Origin of the sequence: Mesorhizobium sp. M0601, from assembly GCF_040320845.1 — a bacterium.
Taxonomy (GTDB): Bacteria; Pseudomonadota; Alphaproteobacteria; order Rhizobiales; family Rhizobiaceae; genus Mesorhizobium.
In genome coordinates, this window is the sequence record NZ_JAMYQK010000029.1 from 40,231 (window position 1) to 57,408 (window position 17,178).

22 protein-coding genes, 1 tRNA gene and 1 pseudogene are annotated in these 17,178 nt (G+C 62.1%); 11 read left to right on the forward strand and 13 right to left on the reverse strand.

Going from position 1 to position 17,178, the window contains the following annotated elements; all coding sequences use genetic code 11:
- Window positions 1-2 precede the first annotated feature (2 nt).
- Window positions 3-1,295: an L-rhamnose catabolism isomerase gene (gene rhaI / locus NKI41_RS22935; protein ID WP_352470137.1), complete on the forward strand. Its 1,293-nt coding sequence runs from the start codon at window positions 3-5 to the stop codon at window positions 1,293-1,295.
- Window positions 1,296-1,362: 67 nt separating this feature from the next.
- Here rhaI and NKI41_RS22940 read toward each other — a convergent pair whose 3' ends face one another.
- Entirely contained in the window at window positions 1,363-1,608 is a 246-nt protein-coding gene (locus NKI41_RS22940) for a hypothetical protein (protein WP_352470138.1), read from the reverse strand.
- Window positions 1,605-1,739: a hypothetical protein gene (locus NKI41_RS22945; protein ID WP_352470139.1), complete on the reverse strand. Its 135-nt coding sequence runs from the start codon at window positions 1,737-1,739 to the stop codon at window positions 1,605-1,607. Before NKI41_RS22945 ends, NKI41_RS22940 begins: the two co-directional genes overlap by 4 nt.
- Window positions 1,740-1,765: 26 nt before the next feature.
- Between NKI41_RS22945 and NKI41_RS22950 the strand changes: the two are divergent.
- Together NKI41_RS22950 and ggt (NKI41_RS22955) are read left to right on the forward strand one after the other, a co-directional pair.
- Window positions 1,766-1,906: pseudogene (locus NKI41_RS22950) on the forward strand (sugar isomerase); the annotation flags it as partial.
- A gap of 388 nt (window positions 1,907-2,294) precedes the next feature.
- Entirely contained in the window at window positions 2,295-4,031 is a 1,737-nt protein-coding gene (ggt, locus tag NKI41_RS22955; RefSeq protein WP_352685304.1) for a gamma-glutamyltransferase, read from the forward strand.
- A gap of 64 nt (window positions 4,032-4,095) precedes the next feature.
- On the opposite strand, the gene NKI41_RS22960 is transcribed toward ggt (NKI41_RS22955), so the two are convergent.
- The 3 genes from NKI41_RS22960 to NKI41_RS22970 all read right to left on the reverse strand — a co-directional run bounded on the left by NKI41_RS22960 (window position 4,096) and on the right by NKI41_RS22970 (window position 5,443).
- Window positions 4,096-4,437: a hypothetical protein gene (locus NKI41_RS22960; protein ID WP_292663955.1), complete on the reverse strand. Its 342-nt coding sequence runs from the start codon at window positions 4,435-4,437 to the stop codon at window positions 4,096-4,098.
- Window positions 4,438-4,618: 181 nt separating this feature from the next.
- Window positions 4,619-5,065, reverse strand: a complete 447-nt coding sequence (locus NKI41_RS22965) for a hypothetical protein (protein ID WP_352541327.1) — start codon at window positions 5,063-5,065, stop codon at window positions 4,619-4,621.
- A gap of 78 nt (window positions 5,066-5,143) precedes the next feature.
- On the reverse strand, window positions 5,144-5,443 hold the full coding sequence (locus NKI41_RS22970; RefSeq protein WP_352470142.1) for a DUF1236 domain-containing protein: 300 nt from the start codon (window positions 5,441-5,443) through the stop codon (window positions 5,144-5,146).
- Window positions 5,444-5,865: 422 nt separating this feature from the next.
- Between NKI41_RS22970 and NKI41_RS22975 the strand changes: the two genes are divergently transcribed.
- The 8 genes from NKI41_RS22975 (at window position 5,866) to ggt (NKI41_RS23010) (ending at window position 12,710) form a co-directional block, all read left to right on the forward strand.
- Window positions 5,866-6,057 (forward strand): DUF3606 domain-containing protein, encoded by a 192-nt coding sequence (locus NKI41_RS22975; protein WP_023719459.1) that lies wholly within the window; start codon window positions 5,866-5,868, stop codon window positions 6,055-6,057.
- A gap of 102 nt (window positions 6,058-6,159) precedes the next feature.
- Window positions 6,160-6,426: a DUF6894 family protein gene (locus NKI41_RS22980; RefSeq protein WP_352501726.1), complete on the forward strand. Its 267-nt coding sequence runs from the start codon at window positions 6,160-6,162 to the stop codon at window positions 6,424-6,426.
- Between the two features lie 654 nt (window positions 6,427-7,080).
- A complete protein-coding gene (locus tag NKI41_RS22985) occupies window positions 7,081-7,458 on the forward strand; it encodes a VanZ family protein (RefSeq protein WP_352541328.1) in 378 nt (125 codons plus the stop codon).
- 511 nt (window positions 7,459-7,969) lie between these two features.
- Window positions 7,970-8,641: a GntR family transcriptional regulator gene (locus NKI41_RS22990; RefSeq protein ID WP_352685305.1), complete on the forward strand. Its 672-nt coding sequence runs from the start codon at window positions 7,970-7,972 to the stop codon at window positions 8,639-8,641.
- A gap of 78 nt (window positions 8,642-8,719) precedes the next feature.
- Window positions 8,720-9,565 (forward strand): transporter substrate-binding domain-containing protein, encoded by an 846-nt coding sequence (locus tag NKI41_RS22995; RefSeq protein ID WP_352470146.1) that lies wholly within the window; start codon window positions 8,720-8,722, stop codon window positions 9,563-9,565.
- A 101-nt stretch (window positions 9,566-9,666) separates the two neighbouring features.
- Entirely contained in the window at window positions 9,667-10,362 is a 696-nt protein-coding gene (locus NKI41_RS23000; RefSeq protein ID WP_502901233.1) for an ABC transporter permease, read from the forward strand.
- A gap of 14 nt (window positions 10,363-10,376) precedes the next feature.
- Window positions 10,377-11,096: an ABC transporter permease gene (locus tag NKI41_RS23005; RefSeq protein WP_352613959.1), complete on the forward strand. Its 720-nt coding sequence runs from the start codon at window positions 10,377-10,379 to the stop codon at window positions 11,094-11,096.
- 21 nt (window positions 11,097-11,117) lie between these two features.
- On the forward strand, window positions 11,118-12,710 hold the full coding sequence (ggt, locus tag NKI41_RS23010; protein WP_352501729.1) for a gamma-glutamyltransferase: 1,593 nt from the start codon (window positions 11,118-11,120) through the stop codon (window positions 12,708-12,710).
- Between the two features lie 191 nt (window positions 12,711-12,901).
- On the opposite strand, the gene NKI41_RS23015 is transcribed toward ggt (NKI41_RS23010), so the two are convergent.
- From NKI41_RS23015 to NKI41_RS23050, 8 genes are all read right to left on the reverse strand, one after another.
- Window positions 12,902-12,977: transfer RNA gene (locus NKI41_RS23015), tRNA-Phe, on the reverse strand.
- A 319-nt stretch (window positions 12,978-13,296) separates the two neighbouring features.
- The gene (yacG, locus tag NKI41_RS23020; protein WP_352470149.1) at window positions 13,297-13,488 is read right to left on the reverse strand and encodes a DNA gyrase inhibitor YacG; all 192 of its coding nucleotides are present in this window, start codon (window positions 13,486-13,488) and stop codon (window positions 13,297-13,299) included.
- On the reverse strand, window positions 13,485-14,114 hold the full coding sequence (locus NKI41_RS23025; protein WP_352470150.1) for a Maf-like protein: 630 nt from the start codon (window positions 14,112-14,114) through the stop codon (window positions 13,485-13,487). Before NKI41_RS23025 ends, yacG begins: the two co-directional genes overlap by 4 nt.
- 25 nt (window positions 14,115-14,139) lie before the next feature.
- A complete protein-coding gene (gene infA / locus NKI41_RS23030) occupies window positions 14,140-14,358 on the reverse strand; it encodes a translation initiation factor IF-1 (RefSeq protein ID WP_006200926.1) in 219 nt (72 codons plus the stop codon).
- 89 nt (window positions 14,359-14,447) lie between these two features.
- Window positions 14,448-14,930 carry an arsenate-mycothiol transferase ArsC gene (locus tag NKI41_RS23035; protein WP_502893829.1) on the reverse strand — a complete coding sequence of 161 codons (483 nt, stop codon included), beginning with the start codon at window positions 14,928-14,930 and terminating at the stop codon, window positions 14,448-14,450.
- Window positions 14,918-15,403: a UPF0262 family protein gene (locus NKI41_RS23040; protein ID WP_352685306.1), complete on the reverse strand. Its 486-nt coding sequence runs from the start codon at window positions 15,401-15,403 to the stop codon at window positions 14,918-14,920. Before NKI41_RS23040 ends, NKI41_RS23035 begins: the two co-directional genes overlap by 13 nt.
- A gap of 2 nt (window positions 15,404-15,405) precedes the next feature.
- Window positions 15,406-16,698: a histidinol dehydrogenase gene (hisD, locus tag NKI41_RS23045; RefSeq protein WP_352470152.1), complete on the reverse strand. Its 1,293-nt coding sequence runs from the start codon at window positions 16,696-16,698 to the stop codon at window positions 15,406-15,408.
- 4 nt (window positions 16,699-16,702) lie between these two features.
- Window positions 16,703-17,137 (reverse strand): DUF2948 family protein, encoded by a 435-nt coding sequence (locus NKI41_RS23050; RefSeq protein WP_352488277.1) that lies wholly within the window; start codon window positions 17,135-17,137, stop codon window positions 16,703-16,705.
- Window positions 17,138-17,178 lie beyond the last annotated feature (41 nt).

A 17,178-nucleotide genomic window follows, 5' to 3' on the forward strand; every position in this document is an offset into this window, starting at 1 on the left:
TAGTGTCCGAAACCATCATCTCCGCCGATGTTGTCGAGAAAGATAATGCCGCGCGCAACGCCAATCTCAAGCGCGACTACGAGTCCCTCGGCGAGCGCCTCGACCGCCGCGGCATCGCCATCGACGCCATCCGCGACAAGGTCGAGAAATTCGCCGTCGCCATCCCGTCCTGGGGCGTCGGCACCGGCGGCACCCGCTTTGCCCGCTTTCCCGGCGCCGGAGAGCCGCGTGACATTTTCGACAAGATCGAGGACTGCGCCGTCATCCGGCAATTGACGCAGGCGACGCCGACCGTCTCGCTGCATATTCCCTGGGACAAGGCCGATCCGAACCGGCTGAAGCAGGCGGCATCCCGCTTCGGCCTCGGCTTCGACGCCATCAACTCCAACACCTTCTCCGACGCCAGGGACCAAAAACTTTCCTATAAATTCGGCTCGCTGTCGCATGCCGATGCAGCGACACGCCGGCAGGCGGTCGAGCACAACCTCGAATGCATCGAGATCGGCAGGACGCTGGGCTCCAAAGCGCTGACGGTATGGATCGGTGACGGCTCGAACTTTCCCGGCCAGGTCAATTTCGCCAAGGCATTCGAGCGCTATCTCGACGCGATGAAGGAGATCTATGCCGGACTGCCGGACGGCTGGAAACTGTTCACCGAGCACAAGATGTACGAGCCGGCCTTCTATTCGACCGTCGTGCAGGATTGGGGCACCAACTACATCATCGCCAACGAGCTTGGCGACAAGGCATTCTGTCTGGTCGACCTTGGCCATCACGCCCCCAACGTCAACATCGAGATGATCGTGTCGCGACTGATCCAGTTCAAGAAACTTGGCGGCTTCCATTTCAACGATTCGAAATATGGCGACGACGATCTCGACGCCGGCTCGATCGATCCCTACCGGCTGTTCCTCGTCTTCAATGAACTGGTCGATGCCGAGCTTGCCGGTGCCGAAGGTTTCGATCCGGCCCACATGCTCGACCAGAGCCATAACGTCACCGATCCGATAGAAAGCCTGATGTTGTCGGCGGTCGAGGTGCAGCGCGCCTATGCCCAGGCGCTGCTGGTCGACCGCAAGGCGCTCGAAGGCTTCCAGGACGCCAATGACGCGCTGATGGCGACGCAGACGCTGAAGACAGCCTATCGCACCGACGTCGAGCCTATCCTTGCCATGGCGCGGCTGAAGACCGGCGGCGCCATCGATCCGGTCGCCGCCTACCGCGCCGCGGGCTACCGGGCGAAGGTCGCAGCCGAACGGCCGGCGGTGGCGAGCGTCGGCGGTGGGATTGTTTGATATTGGCTGAAAAACGAAAACCCCCCTAAGGCGGGTCGTCGGTGCGAATCAATTGCGATTGTTGCGTTTATAAGCCCAGGCTTGGGCGGATCGCATTCCAGTCTTCCCAAGCATTCTCAAGCCTGATGTCATCATAGCCGCGCTTCTCCGCCACCTGCGCGGCGACGTCGTATGGCATCGCCATGCATGCGGCGCTGTCCCTGATCGCCACGACTTCGTCCTCAGTCAAAGGCGAGCCCTTTTGCTGTTCGCGATTGAGCAGAACCGCCACAAGCGATGGGATCGCTACCAAAACCAACTGCTCGTCGGTCACGTCAAATTCTCTGTCGGCTTGTACTTCACCAGCTTCTTGAGCCGCTCGCCCAAGGGCTTCTCGTCGTCGCGTTCAGGCCCGCGGGCTACGTCCTTGAAGTTGTGGATCTGGGATTGCTTCGGATCAGCCATGCTTGCGCCTGTACCATGCTCAGTGGCTGCGGCCTATCCTTGCCATGGCGCGGCTGAAGACCGGCGGCGCCATCGATCCGGTCGCCGCCTACCGCGCCGCCGGCTACCGGGCGAAGGTCGCAGCCGAACGGCCGGCGGTGGCGAGCGTCGGCGGCGGGATTGTTTGATATTGGCTGAAAATGAAAACCCGCCACGAAGGGCGGGTCGTTGGAGCCAATTAGCACCATATTCAAATTAGTAGCATAGCTGCCGGCACAAAGCAAGAACAAAGTTGCTGTGTAACTGAAAAATTCTGAGAGCCGCGATGAAGCGTGGCCTTGCTACCAACGCTGCGGCGCTCAGCAGTTACGGCATGGATCCTAGGGCGGAGCAGGAGCGAAGCGACGTAGCGGAGACCCTAGGATCCATGCCGTTGCAGTCGCCGAAGATTGCAACGGCGGTTGCGAGGCGAACCGGCACAGGCGTGCGAACCCTCCCGATTCTTTCGATCTTCGCAGTAGACTCAACCGCTCCAAGCGCGTTTCCTAGACCTACCCCACGCCTCGGAGCACGGCCATGCACAACACCCGCCGAACGCTGATCGCCGTAAGCCTTTCCCTCACCCTGACCTTCGTACCCTTCCTCGCCTATGCCGCCTCGCCGCAGCCGGCGAAGGGCGAGCACGGCATGGTGGTGACCGCCCAGCATCTTGCGTCTGAGGTCGGCGTCGAGGTGCTGAAGAGGGGCGGCAACGCGGTCGATGCCGCGGTCGCCGTCGGCTATGCGCTGGCCGTGGTCTACCCGACCGCCGGCAATATCGGCGGTGGCGGCTTCATGACCATCCGCTTCAAGGGCGGCCGCTCGACCTTCCTCGATTTTCGCGAGCGCGCGCCGCTGGCCGCGACCAAAACCATGTATCTCGACAAGGACGGCAAGCCGGTAAAAGGCGCCAGTCTCGACGGCTATCTGGCGGTCGGCGTGCCGGGCTCGGTCGCTGGTTTCGAGATGGCGCGGGAGAAATACGGCACGCTGTCGCGGCAGGACTTGCTGGCGCCGGCCATCCGCTTTGCCAAGGAAGGCTTCGTGCTGGAGCAGGGCGATGCGGCCTCGCTCCAGGGCGGCGCGGAGCGGTTGGCAAGGGACCCAGCGGCGGCGGCCATTTTCCTCAAGCCGGACGGCAAGCCCTATGCTGTCGGCGAGCGTCTTGTTCAGCCCGATCTCGCGGCTTCGCTGGCCGCCATTTCCGAACGCGGGGCGGATGCCTTCTACAAAGGCGCGACCGCCGACGCCATCGTCAAGGCGAGTGGGGAGAAGGGCGGCATTCTGGCCAGGGCTGATTTCGAAAGCTATGCGGTGCGCGAGCTCAAGCCGGTGACCTGCAATTATCGCGGCTACGAGATCATTTCCTCGCCGCCGCCGAGCTCCGGCGGCGTCATCATCTGCGAGATCCTCAACGTGCTTGAGTTCTATCCGTTGTCCTATCTCGGCGCCGGTTCGGCCGAGACGGTTCACGTCATGGTCGAGGCGATGCGCCACGCCTATGTCGACCGCAATTCGGCGCTCGGCGATCCCGGCTTCATCGACAATCCGGTCGCAAAACTGCTCGACAAGAATTACGCCAGGGAAATTCGCGAAAAGATCGATCCGTTCCGGGCCGGCGTCTCGCAGGAATTGATGCCGAAGGGCTTTGGCGAGAGCAACGAGACGACGCATTTTTCGATCATCGACAATGATGGCAATGCCGTCGCGGTAACCTACACGCTGAACGGCTCTTTCGGCGCCGGCGTTGTCGCCGCCGGCACCGGCATCCTGCTCAACAACGAGATGGACGATTTCACCCAGAAACCCGGCGTGCCCAATCTCTATGGCCTGGTCCAGGGCGAGGCGAATGCGATCGCGCCGAAAAAGACGCCGCTGTCCTCGATGAGCCCGACCATCCTCGCCAAAGACGGCAAGCCGTTCATGGTCATCGGCAGCCCCGGCGGTTCACGCATCATCACCATCACGCTGGAGGCGATCGTCAACGTCGTCGACCACGGTATGAACATCCAGGAGGCCATCGACGCGCCGCGCATCCATCACCAATGGTTGCCCGACACGGTCTATATCGAACCTTTCGGCCTGTCGCCCGATACCGAAAAGCTGCTTACCGGCATGGGCTACCGCCTCGATCTTGCCGACACGACCTGGGGCCAGGCGGCCGGCATCCTGGTCGGTGGCAAGAGCCTGGCGGAAATCGAGAAGGGTGGCGGCGCCCGCTACAATGGCGCCATCGACAGCCGCGCCGCAGCCGGCAAGGCTATCGGGTATTAGACCCCAAAAGTGGGAATCGGTTTTTCGGATAAGATCATGGTCAACAATAAGATTTCGCTCTGAATCAGGTGACCAGCGCGATCGTGGACGCTATCAGCATCAGCGCCGCGATGCCGACGAACAGGGCGTAGATGCGTGGCCGGTCGAGCAGAAGCGCATTGCCGGATATCCATGCCGCGGTGGCGCCACCAAGCGCGAAAAAGAAGGTGCTGCGGCGCCCGAAGCTCAAGCCGGCAGCCATCAGGCCACCGATGATCAGGGCGCCGAACACGATGATCACGGCGACTGCGTATTTCTCGAAATCGTTGCTGCCGGCGCTCGGGCCGATTGCGTTCAACCTCGACAGATCGTCCGGATCGAACGGGCTGGTCGACCCATATTCGTCTTGACCGACAGGCTCATGCATTATTCGTTCTCCGCAAACCGACAGCAAATCATCAAGCCTCGCCGAGCGCAACCGCTCGCCGAATGTGATCGGCACGGTGTTCAACACTTTCTGGCGGCGGCTTGCCAGAAATTTTTGAATTCGCGCTTGGATCGCCGCCCCGCTGCGCGGCCTGGTCAAGCGCCTTGCCCGAGCTGAACCTTCATGCCGCCCTGGCCAAAGACTGCGTTGCCTGAACGGAAGCCCCAAGCACCGCCTGTGCGCTGTCTGCCTGCCTTTCATCGACATGCGCCAGCACCAGGATCACACCTTGTGCGGCATCTGGCTTGCCTGGCTGCTTGCCGATATCGGACAATGCGCCGAAAAGTCTGCCGGCAACGCAGCCCAAGGCTGCACCGACGAGGGCCGATGCCAGCCATCCCGCGCCGAGGGGATCGATGCCGGGGATATCGAAGGCGCCGAGGCCGGCCAACAAACCCGCCGCGCCAAGGGCGGCACCGGTGCCTGGACCGCGCAAGACGGCGCCGATTTCGTCGTCGTAGGGTCCGATGATACTGATCTGGTGGCGCGCAATTCCTGCCGCCTGAAGTGCTTCGACGGCTCGCGCCGCCTGGTCATGGGAATCAAAAAGTCTGCTGATTGTTCGCATTGAAACTGCCTGTGAGGCCCCCCGGCCCTCGACGGTGCGGCGGGTTCCTGCTGAGCGACGACTGCCCGAGCTTTCACGTCACTCGATGATCTTGACGATCTTGCGCGTGCCTGGGTCGACGACGACGGTGCGGTTGTCGACGACGACATAGCGGTATTTGACGTTGGGGACTTCATGAAGCTCGACGGTATCGGGGAGCGTCGAGCCGATATTGAGCTCCACCCCAGGGATTTTCACCGAGGCCAGCGGCTGCTTTTTCACATACTCCTTGATGATCGTTTCCTGCTGCGGTTCGATGACAACGTCTTGCGCCGCAGCGGCGCCGATGCCTGCCAGCAGCAAAAATCCCGCCACCGCGGTGGAAAGATGCATTCTCATGGTCGTCTCCTTTGCGAACTCGGTCCGCTCTTCACGCCAAGGCTCACTCGAACGGAAGGCAGCTGAAAACGTTCCGTCGACGGGGCTTCGGTCCCGCCCGGCAGGGACCAACCGACGTGTTGCCGCAGGACCTAAGTCTGATCCTTGCGCGCAAAGGGTGGGTTTGCCGCGTGACCCGGAACCGTGGCGGCACCTAGCCGTTGCTGGCTGCACGTTCCGGGAGGATTCCATGGAAAAGGTCGACGGTTGCTCGCACCGGTCCTGGCTGTTTCCATTCCGATCGAACCCGGCATCTGCGCAGCACTGTCCCTTCCTGCGCCGATAAGGGTTCGCGCGTCACTTTGTGGCGGGCGAACCCTCAAATTGCTGCGTGCACCAAAGTTGACCCCCTGAAGCGAAGAGAAGGGGCGAGGAGAGCGGAAATGGCCGATGACAAGAGCAAGCGAGACTTCAGCGACCGCAATCGCGTTTCGGCGGATGAATATTATGAGGTCGAATATTTCGCGCGGGAAAATGGTGTTTCGCCCAGCCAGGTGAGCAAGCTGATCAAAAGGACCGGCGGCGACCGGATGATCCTCTCGCAGGCGGTGAAGGCATTGCGCGAGCGCAAGTGAGCTGGCGGCGAAGCCAACGGTGGAAAGGCACTGATCGCGATCGGCCGAGATCCGGCCAGCTATCGACAACGTGCCCGGATGCCGCCGCTTCGGCCAAGCGCAATGCCCCGCTACTTCTTCGATTCCGATGAAGACGGAATTGTCTATTCCGACGATCAGGGAACGTTATATGACGATCTCCCGCTGGTCAGGAAAGAAGCCCTTCGCACATTGGCCGAGATGGCCAGGGATGGCCTTCCTCATCGCAGGATTGCAGTCAAGGTCCGGGACGACCGTGGCGGTCTGGTCCTTGAAGTGGCTTTGACCTTTGCCGTTGAAACGCGGCACTTCGACGAGCGGATTTTCCGGATCGACTTGCGCACGAACTGACGGCTCGATCATCATCGCGCCGACCATCAGATTTCTGATGCAGCGGCAACGTCCCCTGGCGCGGAACATTAGAAATCTCTAATTGTTATCTTAAGCAGCGGGAACCTCCCAGGTTTCTGCTGCAGATCGGGTGCAACCCGATCGGCCCGCGCCCTCCGCCAGAGGCGCGGGCTTCGTTTGTTTAGCCGATGCGCAACGCCGTTCGGGAGCAGCATATTGGAGGCCTGCGGGAGCATTAGTAACATCTGTCGCTACCGCGGCGCCCTGGCGCCCAGGCAACGGAGCCCGTCGTCCGACAGGGCGGCGGGCTTTTTTGACGCGGGTCGGTCATCACGCAATCGATGGAATTCTGGCCGGCGCCGCTTCGTGTGGCATGGGGTAAGGTGCCCTGACGCAGCGCCGGCCAAGCGGAAATCAGGTCCGCCGCAGCCAGATTGTAGCCGCGCCGGCGCAGCAGGTAATTGCGTGATCGCGGAAGCCGCACCATTGCAGAGCCCTCCCCAGCAGTTCGGCCTGCCCAGCGGCTGAACCGCGGCATTCATTCATTCTGACGATGCATCGGACGCCCCGACGGCGGAAATTGGACACCGCGCTCGCTCGCGACTATGGCGGCCGATGCTCCCTGCAGATTTCGGATGAAAGGCTATTCTACCCTTGTCGCGCCTGGATTCTTATCAGATCGTGGCAAGGGTTGCTTTTCCGGCCGCGTTTGCCGGCGTTCTGCTGTTCGCCCTTTTGCCGGAGCAACTCCTGCGGGGCCTTGGCCTGGCTTTCACGTCTGATCACGACAAGCTCAATCACGCCGCCGCCTTCGTCGTCCTGGCGGCTCTCGGAAGTTTCGGCTGGCCGGAACGCAAGGCGAAGCTGATCGTACTCCTCGTTCTCACGGGCGCAGCGATCGAGGGGCTTCAGGCCGTGCGACTGATAGGGCGCGACCCGGATCTATTCGACTGGGTCGCCGACTGCGCGGGAATCGCGTGCGGACTGATGGTTGCAAGCTGGACAAGGCGGCTCGCCGGCGGATTGCCATAGCTCGAAAGCGCATAACGGAATCGGCGCGCCCGTGCCCCAATAAGGGGAAATTGGCCGGCGCCACTGGGGGGCGCGTTGGGGTAAGTTGCCTGATGGGGCGCCGGCCAGGCGGAAAAATTACGTCCGCCGCAAAGTAACATAGCAGGAACGGCAAAGCGCGGCAGTAGCGTGATCGCGGAAGGTCCGCGTTGGCGCCTCCGGTGCGGTGACCCGTTTTGGATCAACAAATCTGGCACCTGAATTGCACTGCAGGCAATGCCGGGAAATCCCGGCAATCGTCCCCGAATATGGGGCCTCGCCGCTTCGCAAATGGAGCGGCGGGCCTTTTGCCGGACGTTGAAAAGTAGGCCGATCAGCGGCTTAGCCGATCACGGTGTGCTTAGCCCGATTTCCCCTGCCAAGTGCTTATTCTCACAAGAGAAATTCTAAAGCGCCCAAGCATCGGTGCTTGACACAGGTTTCGATAACTGGATAAGTGGATACACAGATACGCTCTGATCGGACCAGGGACATGGCAGCTGACGCAATCGAGCCGTTGGGCATCACGACCGCCGAGGAGGAGGCTTATCGCCACATTCAGCGGGCCCTGAGGATAGGGCGTTACCGGGCCGGGGACCGGCTGATCCCGGAAGAGATCGCGACGGAAATCGGCATGAGCCGCATGCCGGTTCGCGAAGCATTCCGCCAACTGGCCGCGGAAGGTCTTGTGGTCATTCGCCCGAACCGTGGCTGCATCGTCGCCGGGCTTACCCTCGATGAGATCTACGAAACCTTTGAAATACGCTCGGTGCTCGAAGGGCTGGCGGTGAGGCTTGCCATGCCGCACATCGATGCCGAAGTGCTTGAAGAACTGGAACGCCAGCTGGACCGCATGGAGCGCGCCAGCCAGACCGGCAGCAGCGACTGGGTCGTGCGCCATCAGGCCTTCCATTTGCAGATTTGCCAACTGAGCAACCGACCCAAACTCGTCCGGCAGATTGCCAGCCTGCACGTCGTGATCGAACCCTACCTGCGCATCTGGTTCGACTATGTCGACAAGCCCGCCAGCGCGCGTGCCGAGCACGAGATCCTGATCGACGTGCTGCGGTCAGGTGACGCCGGCAAGGCTGAGATCGTCATGCGGGATCATATCGTCGAGACAGCGCCGCTTCTGGCCAACTTCGCAAGTCCCGGCCGCCGCTAGGGAATACTCGTTGAAGCCGAAAGATAATCCGGCACGACGAAAGGGAACTGCCGTACCGGCAAAAAAGAGGAGAATGACATGAAAATTAGCCGCATCGCAGCCATTGCGTCGGTCCTGTTCGGCCTGGTCCAGGCCGCCGTTGCACAAGAAACACCAAAGGCAATTACCATTGCCACCGAAGGAGCCTACGCGCCCTGGAATTTCACAACAGCCGACGGCAAGCTGGACGGCTTCGAAGTCGATCTCGCCAATGATCTGTGCGGGCGAATGAAGATCGAGTGCAAGATCGTCGCACAGGACTGGGACGGCATGATCCCCGCGCTGACCGTCGGCAAGTTCGACGTGATCATGGCGAGCATGTTCATCACTGAAAAACGTCTGAAGGTCATTGATTTTACCCAGCCATATGCGGTTGACCCCTCAGGTTTCGCGGTCGCCAAGGATAGCGAACTGGGCAAGCTCGGCATTTCCAACGAGCGGTTCAAGCTGGACAATGAAGCCACTTCGCAGGCGGCAATCGACAAGCTCAAGCCATTGCTGAAGGGAAAGATCATTGGAGTTCAGGCTGCAACGGCGAACCTGGAATTCCTGAAAAAATACTTCTCGGACGTCGCCGAGATTCGCGAATACAAGACCACCGAGCAACACGATCTCGATCTTGCCGCGGGTCGCATCGACGCGCTCTTCGCGCAACAGACAGCGCTGGCCGCCACGCTGAGCAAGCCGGAGTTCAGCGACTATACGCTTGCAGGACCAGGATTTGTCGGGGGTCTCTTCGGTCTTGGCTCCGGGGCCGGCATCCGCAAAGAGGACACCAAGCTGAAAGACATGCTCAACGGCGCCATCGACGCCGCGACCGCCGACGGCACGATCAAAACCCTGTCGCTTAAATGGCTCAAGAGCGACGTTACTCCAGTCAAGTAAGCGCTTGCCGGCGAACGGCCATTCCTGACCACGTTCCGGAGCTGAGCCGTTCGTCCTGCCGGGGGCATCAATGCCGGGGGGTATCAATGCCGGGGGTATCAATGGTTGACGCATTCCGGCTGCTTGGTTTCCAGCACGGAGGTTGGGGGGCTGCTCTTCTCATGGCGGCCTCGGTCACAGTGCTCCTGTCTATGCTGGGCTTTGCGCTTGGCGCTGTATTTGGCGGGCTGGCAGCGGCCGGGCGTCTCCGCAACTCCAAAATATTGAGGTTCTTGGCCCTTGGCTATTGCACGGTTTTCAGGGGCGTGCCCGACCTTCTGACCATTTATCTGCTTTACTATGGAGGTAGCGTCGCCCTGACCTCGCTTGGTCATAGCCTGGGCGGGTCCGGATTCGTCGGCGTTCCGGCCTTTGCCACCGGAACCTTGGCTATCGCGATCATCTCGGGCGCCTATCAAGCCGAGGTCTATCGAGGGGCTTACGTCGCCATCGACCAGGGACAGCACGATGCCGCTTGCGCGCTTGGTCTCAACCGGCTGCAGCGGCTGCGACAGGTTATTTTTCCCCAGCTCCTGAGATACGCGCTGCCAGGTCTCGGCAATGTGTGGCAGTTGGTTCTGAAGGACTCGTCGCTGATATCGGCAATCGGCCTCGTTGAACTGATGCGCCAGGCGCAGATCGCTGCAGGTTCGACCCGTGAACCGTTCATCTTCTACATTGCTGCAGCCTTGCTCTATCTGGCTATCGCTTCCGTCACGGGCCACGCCTTTTACCGTCTGGAACGGAAGGCGCCGTGACGCGTCCGGTCGGCATGATAGATTTCAGTTTTTTCCTTGAGATCCTGCCGAAGCTACTCGCCGGCCTGCCGCTCACGATGGAACTGGCCCTGACTTCCATCGTTGCCGGCTTCATTCTTGCCGTCACATTGGCGCTTGCCCAGCAATCGGAATCGCCCTTCGTCGTCTTGCCGATCCGTGGCTTCGTTGCCGTGTTCAGGGGCACGCCTCTGCTGGTGCAGATTTTTCTGACCTATTATGGCCTTGGTCAGTTCCGGCACCAACTGTCGGCAATTGGATTATGGACCGTTTTCCGCGAACCCTACTGGTGCGCAATCATCGCGCTGACCCTCAACACCACCGCCTATGGCAGCGAAATCCTCCGCGGCGCGATTCAATCGGTGCCACGCGGCCTTGTCGAGGCGGCCCGGTCTGTCGGCCTGTCCACCTATTTGACCTATCGGCACGTTATCCTGCCGCTGGCCTTTCGCCAGGCGCTGCCGAGTTACGGCAATGAAATCATCCTGATGATCAAGGGCACGTCTCTGGCTTCCATCGTGACCTTGATGGAGGTGACTGGAATTGCCCAGGGATTGATCTCCCAGACCTACCGCGCCTTTGAAGTCTTCATCTGCGCGGGCGCCATTTATCTCACTTTGAACTTCGCGATCATTCGGGCCTTGGCGGCACTCGAATACTGGATGTCGCGGCATCTGCGGCACCGCCCCTCGACGATGAGCGACGCCGCCTCTTGAGCACGATCAGAAGGGCATAGCATGCGAAATTTTGAGAAACCAACGCGCTCGGTCGTCGTTTCACGCGAGGCCATGGCCGCCACCTCTCATCCGTCGGCGACCCTGACGGCGGTCGAGATCATGGCGGCCGGCGGCAACGCCATGGATGCCGCCATCGCAGCCTGCGCGGTGCAATGTGTCGTCGAGCCAGCCTCGACCGGCATTGGAGGCGACTGCTTCGCTCTTCTGTCGCGAAACGGATCCGGCGAGGTCATCGCCTACAACGGATCGGGCAGGACACCCGCCGCCCTGACAATTGACTGGTTCCTCGAACGTGGCATGGCCGAGGTGGCCCGCAATTCTCCCGGCTCCGTCACCATCCCGGGAGCCATCGATGCCTGGACCAGATTGCACGCTGATCATGGACATATGCCCTTCGATCAAATCCTGGCCCCCGCTATACGTTTCGCCGAGGAAGGCTACGCCATTTCACCGCGGGTCCATCGTGACTGGGCGTTGGAAGAAGAACTTCTGGCCTCCGATGTAGCCGCGAAACGGATTTTCCTGCCAAACGGCCGCGCGCCACGTGTTGGCGAAGTGCATCGCCAGCCTGAGTTGGCTGCAACGCTGCGGCTGATCGCCAAGAAGGGACGAGAGGCCTTCTATACTGGCCCTGTGGCCGACGACATGGTCGCCTATCTTCGTGGGCTCGGCGGATTGCACACACTTGAAGATTTCGCCTCGGCAACAGGCGAATACGTGACCCCGATCAGCACGGCGTTCCGAGGCTGCGATGTGTTCGAATGTCCGCCGAATGGCCAGGGTGTGATCGCGCTGCTCATTCTAAACATCCTGTCGCGCTTCGAAGCGCACGGCGACCCGCAATCCGCGGACCGGCTTCACCTGGAAATCGAAGCAACACGCCTCGCTTACGCCGCGCGTGACCTGCTCGTCGCCGATCCCGACACTTCCGAGGTCCCGGTGGCCGACATGTTGTCGAATGCCTGGGCCGATCGTCTGGCCGGCATGATTGACCTAAAGCGCGCCCGCGCGGACCTGCCGGCGTTTGATATGCCGCTGCACAGCGACACGGTCTATATTTCCGTTGTCGATAAGGACCGCAATGCGGTCAGTTTCATCAACTCGGTCTTCGACAGCTTTGGCTCGGGCCTGGTCTCGCCACGCTCCGGTGTCGTCTTGCACAATCGCGGGCAAAGCTTTTCGCTTGACCCCAGGCACCCCAATGCAGTGGCGCCGAACAAGCGACCTTTGCATACCATCATACCCGGGATGCTTGCGAGAGACGGCCGGGCCGAAATGCCTTTCGGCGTTATGGGCGGCTACTACCAGGCAATGGGCCACGCGCACCTGCTGACGAAGGTGCTCGATTTCGGGATGGATCTGCAGGAGGCGATTGATCTGCCGCGGGTCGCCCCCGTCAGCGGCACCATGAACGTCCAGGCCGAACACGGGCTCGCTGGCGAAACCGTAGCTGAACTTAGCCGACGCGGTTTCGAAATCATTCCCGCCACGGACCCGATCGGCGGTGCGCAGGCCATTCGCATCGATTGGGCAAACGGGACCCTGCTGGGCGGTTCTGAACCGCGCAAGGACGGCTGCGCCCTCGGTCTGTAGAGCGGTTATGGCCAGAGCGAGATGCAAGATGCCGAAGATGCTCTCCATCGACATTTGGCCGAGCAGGAGCCGCTGGCGCCATGGTCCCGATAATTCTTGCAGACCATCGAGAACCCGTTCGGCACGAGGTTGTCACCCATGTCTTAAGTACAATCTGTTACCCATGTCTCCGGGTTGGACAAGGGAGGGGATGGTGCCCAGAGGCGGATTCGAACCACCGACACGCGGATTTTCAGTCCGCTGCTCTACCAACTGAGCTATCTGGGCCTGCTCCGGCGGGCGGCAATCTGCACACCGGGTTCATGAAAGCGCCGTCGGCACCCCTTGAAAGCGCGTGGGTTATAGCACGGGAATCCGGCCTGTCCAGCGCTTAGAGCATGATCCCGAAAAGTGGAATCCGGTTTTCGGAAAAGATCATGCTCAGACAAAACGCCAGAACCTGTTCCGTCCGACAGTGTCCGGATGGAACAAGTTCTGGACATTGATTTCAGGCGGGAAACGACAGGCAGTCCGCAAGGCCGATCATCGGTCACGATCGCGGCTGCGAAACCGTCCCAAGCCTGTGGAAAACCGCAGGTGGACGGTGCTATTTCTGGTCGTCGTTCTGATCCTCGTCGTCGCGGCCCGGGATGACGTAGACCCCCTTCAGCCAGCGGTTGAGGTCGATGTCCTTGCAGCGCGTCGAGCAGAACGGGTAGGTTTCGCGCGCCGATGGCTTGCCGCATTCGGGGCAGGGCCGCTTGGGCCGCAACGGCGTGACCTTGTCGTCCGGGCTCATATCCGCGCACCCGACAGCCAGTTGGCGTGCACCTTAAACCCTTCGCCGCTCAAAAGCGCTACCGTCTCGTAGAGTGGCAGGCCGACGACGTTGGTGTAGGAGCCGACAAGCTTGACGACGAAGGCGCCGGCAAGCCCCTGGACGCCATAGCCGCCGGCCTTGCCGCGCCATTCTCCCGACGCGATGTAGGCCTCGATCTCCTCGCGCGGCAGCCGCTTGAAGCGCACCCTGGTCTCGACCAGCCGCAAGCGCTGCTTGCCGCCAGGTGTGATCAGGCAGATGCCGGAATAGACGCGGTGCGAACGGCCGGACAAAAGCCCAAGGCAGTTGGCGGCGTCGTCGAGCGTCTCGGCCTTGGGCAGGATGCGTCGCCCGACGGCCACCACCGTGTCGGCCGCCAGCACGAAGCTCGGCGCGTAGTCCGTCTCGGTTTTCAGCGAGGCCAGCGCTTTCTCGGCCTTCTGCGTCGCCAGGCGCTTGGCCAGCGAGCGCGGGTGCTCGGCGCGCAGCGGCGTCTCGTCGACATCAGCCGGCAGCACACGGTCCGGCTCGATGCCGGCCTGCTGCAGCAGCTCGATCCGGCGTGGCGAACCCGAGGCAAGCACGAGCTTCTGCAAAATGCCCATCGCGATCCCGGCCGGGTCCTTGAACTTACTTGAAGCGGTAGGTGATGCGGCCCTTGGTCAGGTCGTAGGGCGTCATCTCGACCAGGACCTTGTCGCCGGTCAAAACGCGGATGCGGTTCTTGCGCATGCGGCCGGCCGTATGGGCGATGATTTCATGTTCGTTTTCGAGCTTGACCCTGAACATCGCGTTGGGCAGCAGTTCCGTCACGACACCCGGAAACTCGAGGACTTCTTCCTTCGGCATTCGATACCTTTGCTTGGATGGGTACTTCCAGCGCCCCGGCCGGAAAGTTGCGCGGAACCTATATGATAAACGCCCGCTTGTGAACATGCTTAATCCGCGGCGTTTTCAGCCCCGTTGCCGAGGAAACGGCGGCCGATCCGCGCCTTCAGCCGCTCGCGCACGTCGCGGTAGGCGGCCATGATCTGCTCGCGCGTGCCGCTGACGCCGGTCGGGTCGGGCATCGGCCAATATTCGACCTCGACGGCCAGCGAGCGGGTGAGTTCGAGCGCGATGTGGTGGGCTTCCGGCGCCAGCGTGACGATCAGGTCGAAATAATCGTCCTCGAGGTCATCCATCGTTCTCGGGTGCCGTTCGCCGAGCGACAGCCCTTCTTCGGCCAGCACGGCATCGACGAACGGATCGCGTTCGCCGCCGCGCACTCCCGCCGAGGCGACGAAGGTGGTAGGCGGGAGCACCTTGCGCGCCAGCAATTCGGCCATCGGCGAGCGCACGGCGTTCATGCCGCAGACAAACAGGATCGAGCGGGGCAGGATCTGGCGGGGCAGCGGGGCGGCCAGTTTCAGCCTCGCCAGTGCAGCACGCAAACCAGCGTGAACAGCCGGCGCGCCGTGTCGAAGTCAATCTCGATCTTGCCGGCAAGCCGGTCCATCAGCCTCTGCGAGCCTTCATTGTGCAGGCCGCGCCGGCCCATGTCTATCGCCTCGATATGGCTTGGCGTCGCGGTGCGGATGGCATCGTAATAGCTTTCGCAGATCATGAAGTAGTCCTTGACGATGCGCCGAAGCGGCGTCAGCGACAGGATGTGGGTGACCACGGCTGCGCCGTCCTCGCGCGTCACCGCGAACACCAGCCGGGACTCGGCCAGCGACAGTTTCAGCCGGTATGGCCCGGCGCCGTCGTCATTGACCGGCTGGAAGCGGTTCTCCTCGATCAGGTCGAAGATCGCCACCGCCCGCTCATGCTCGACATCGGGCGTCGAGCGGCCGATCGTCTCGTCGAGCTCGACATCGATCAGCCTGGCGCGGGTTTGGTCGTAGTCGGACATTTCTACATGTTCAGCCGGATGGCGACGGAGCGTCCATGCGCATCGAGGCCTTCCGCCTTGGCGAGCGTGATCGCCGCCGGCGCCAGTGCCCGCAACTGCTCCGGCCCGAGCTTCAGGATCGAAGTGCGCTTGACGAAATCGAGCACCGAAAGCCCGGACGAAAAGCGCGCCGAGCGCGCCGTCGGCAGCACGTGATTGGAGCCGGCGACATAGTCGCCGATGGCTTCCGGCGTGTGGCGGCCGAGAAACACCGCACCGGCATTGCGCATCCGCGCCAGGAACGCCTCTGGGTCGTCGATGGCAAGCTCGACATGTTCGGCCGCGATGCGGTCGACCAGCGGCAGTGCTGCCTCGATCGTCGGCACCAGGATGACGGCGCCGAAATCGCGCCAGCTCGCCGCCGCCGTTTCTCCGCGCGGCAGGTTCTGCAACTGCCGCTCCACCGCCTGTTCGACCGCTGCGCCAAAGGCACGGTCGTCGGTGATCAAGATCGACTGCGCCGACACATCGTGTTCGGCCTGGGCGAGTAGGTCGGCGGCGATCCAGTCCGGATCGTTGCTGCCGTCGGCGACAACCAGCACTTCCGACGGCCCGGCGATCATGTCGATGCCGACCGTGCCGAACACCTGGCGCTTGGCCGCCGCGACATAGGCATTGCCGGGACCGACGATCTTGGCGACGGGCTTTATCGTTTCGGTACCATAGGCAAGGGCCGCGATCGCCTGGGCGCCACCAACGCGGTAGATTTCGGAGACACCGGCAAGATCGGCTGCCACAAGCACCAGCGGCGGCACCTCGCCGCCGGAGGCCGGCACCACCATGGCGATGCGCTCGACGCCGGCGACCTTGGCCGGTACCGCGTTCATCAGCACCGAGCTCGGATAGCTCGCCGTGCCGCCCGGCACGTAGAGCCCGACGGCCTCGATTGCCGTCCAGCGCGAGCCGAGCTCGACGCCGGCGGCATCGGTGTAGCGGTCGTCCTGCGGCAGCTGCCGCTGGTGGTGGGAGCGGATGCGCTCGCGCGCGAATTTCAGCGCCTCGACCGTCTGCGGATCGGCGGCCTCGTAAGCCTTGGCAATGTCGTCCCTGGAGACGGCGATGCCGAGCCTGGCCAGGTCGCCGCCGCCGAATTTCTGCGTGTACCCGACCAGCGCCGCGTCGCCCTCGGCACGCACCTTGGCAATGATCTCGCGCACCACGGCGTCGACATCGGCCGAGACTTCCCGCTTGGTCAGCAGGAACGCGGCAAAGCGCTGCTCGAAATCGGCGTCGGACTGGCGAAGCGTGATGGCCATCGGCTCAAACCCTGTGGACCGGGCGCGACGTCGCTTCCCAGGCGCCGCCGACATCGGCAAGCCGCGCCTCGATGCATTCGACATCGAGCATGATCGTGCCGCCGCCCGAAAAGATCAGCTCGACGATGCCGGCCGGTTTGTCGAGCGCGAGAAAGCTGATCGCCAGCAGTGACAGCACCTCGTCCGGCTTGTCGCGGGCAATGCCGCTGGTCTTGGCGCCGAGCACCCGGTCGAAATGCAGCACGGCCTGCCGCCGCTCATTGTGCTGGCGGAAGAAGCCGGATTTCGCCTCCCAGACGAAGCGGTTCATGGTCAGCACGAAGCGCTTTACCGAAGGCAGGTATTCGAGATCGCTGACCTTCATGACAGCATCCTGGACATGCGCCGAGATGATGCTCAGATCCTGATCGTCGAGCGCGACAAGCTTGAGGCCATTCATGCGGAATTCGCACCTGCGAGTTGATTATTCGACCTTCTGTT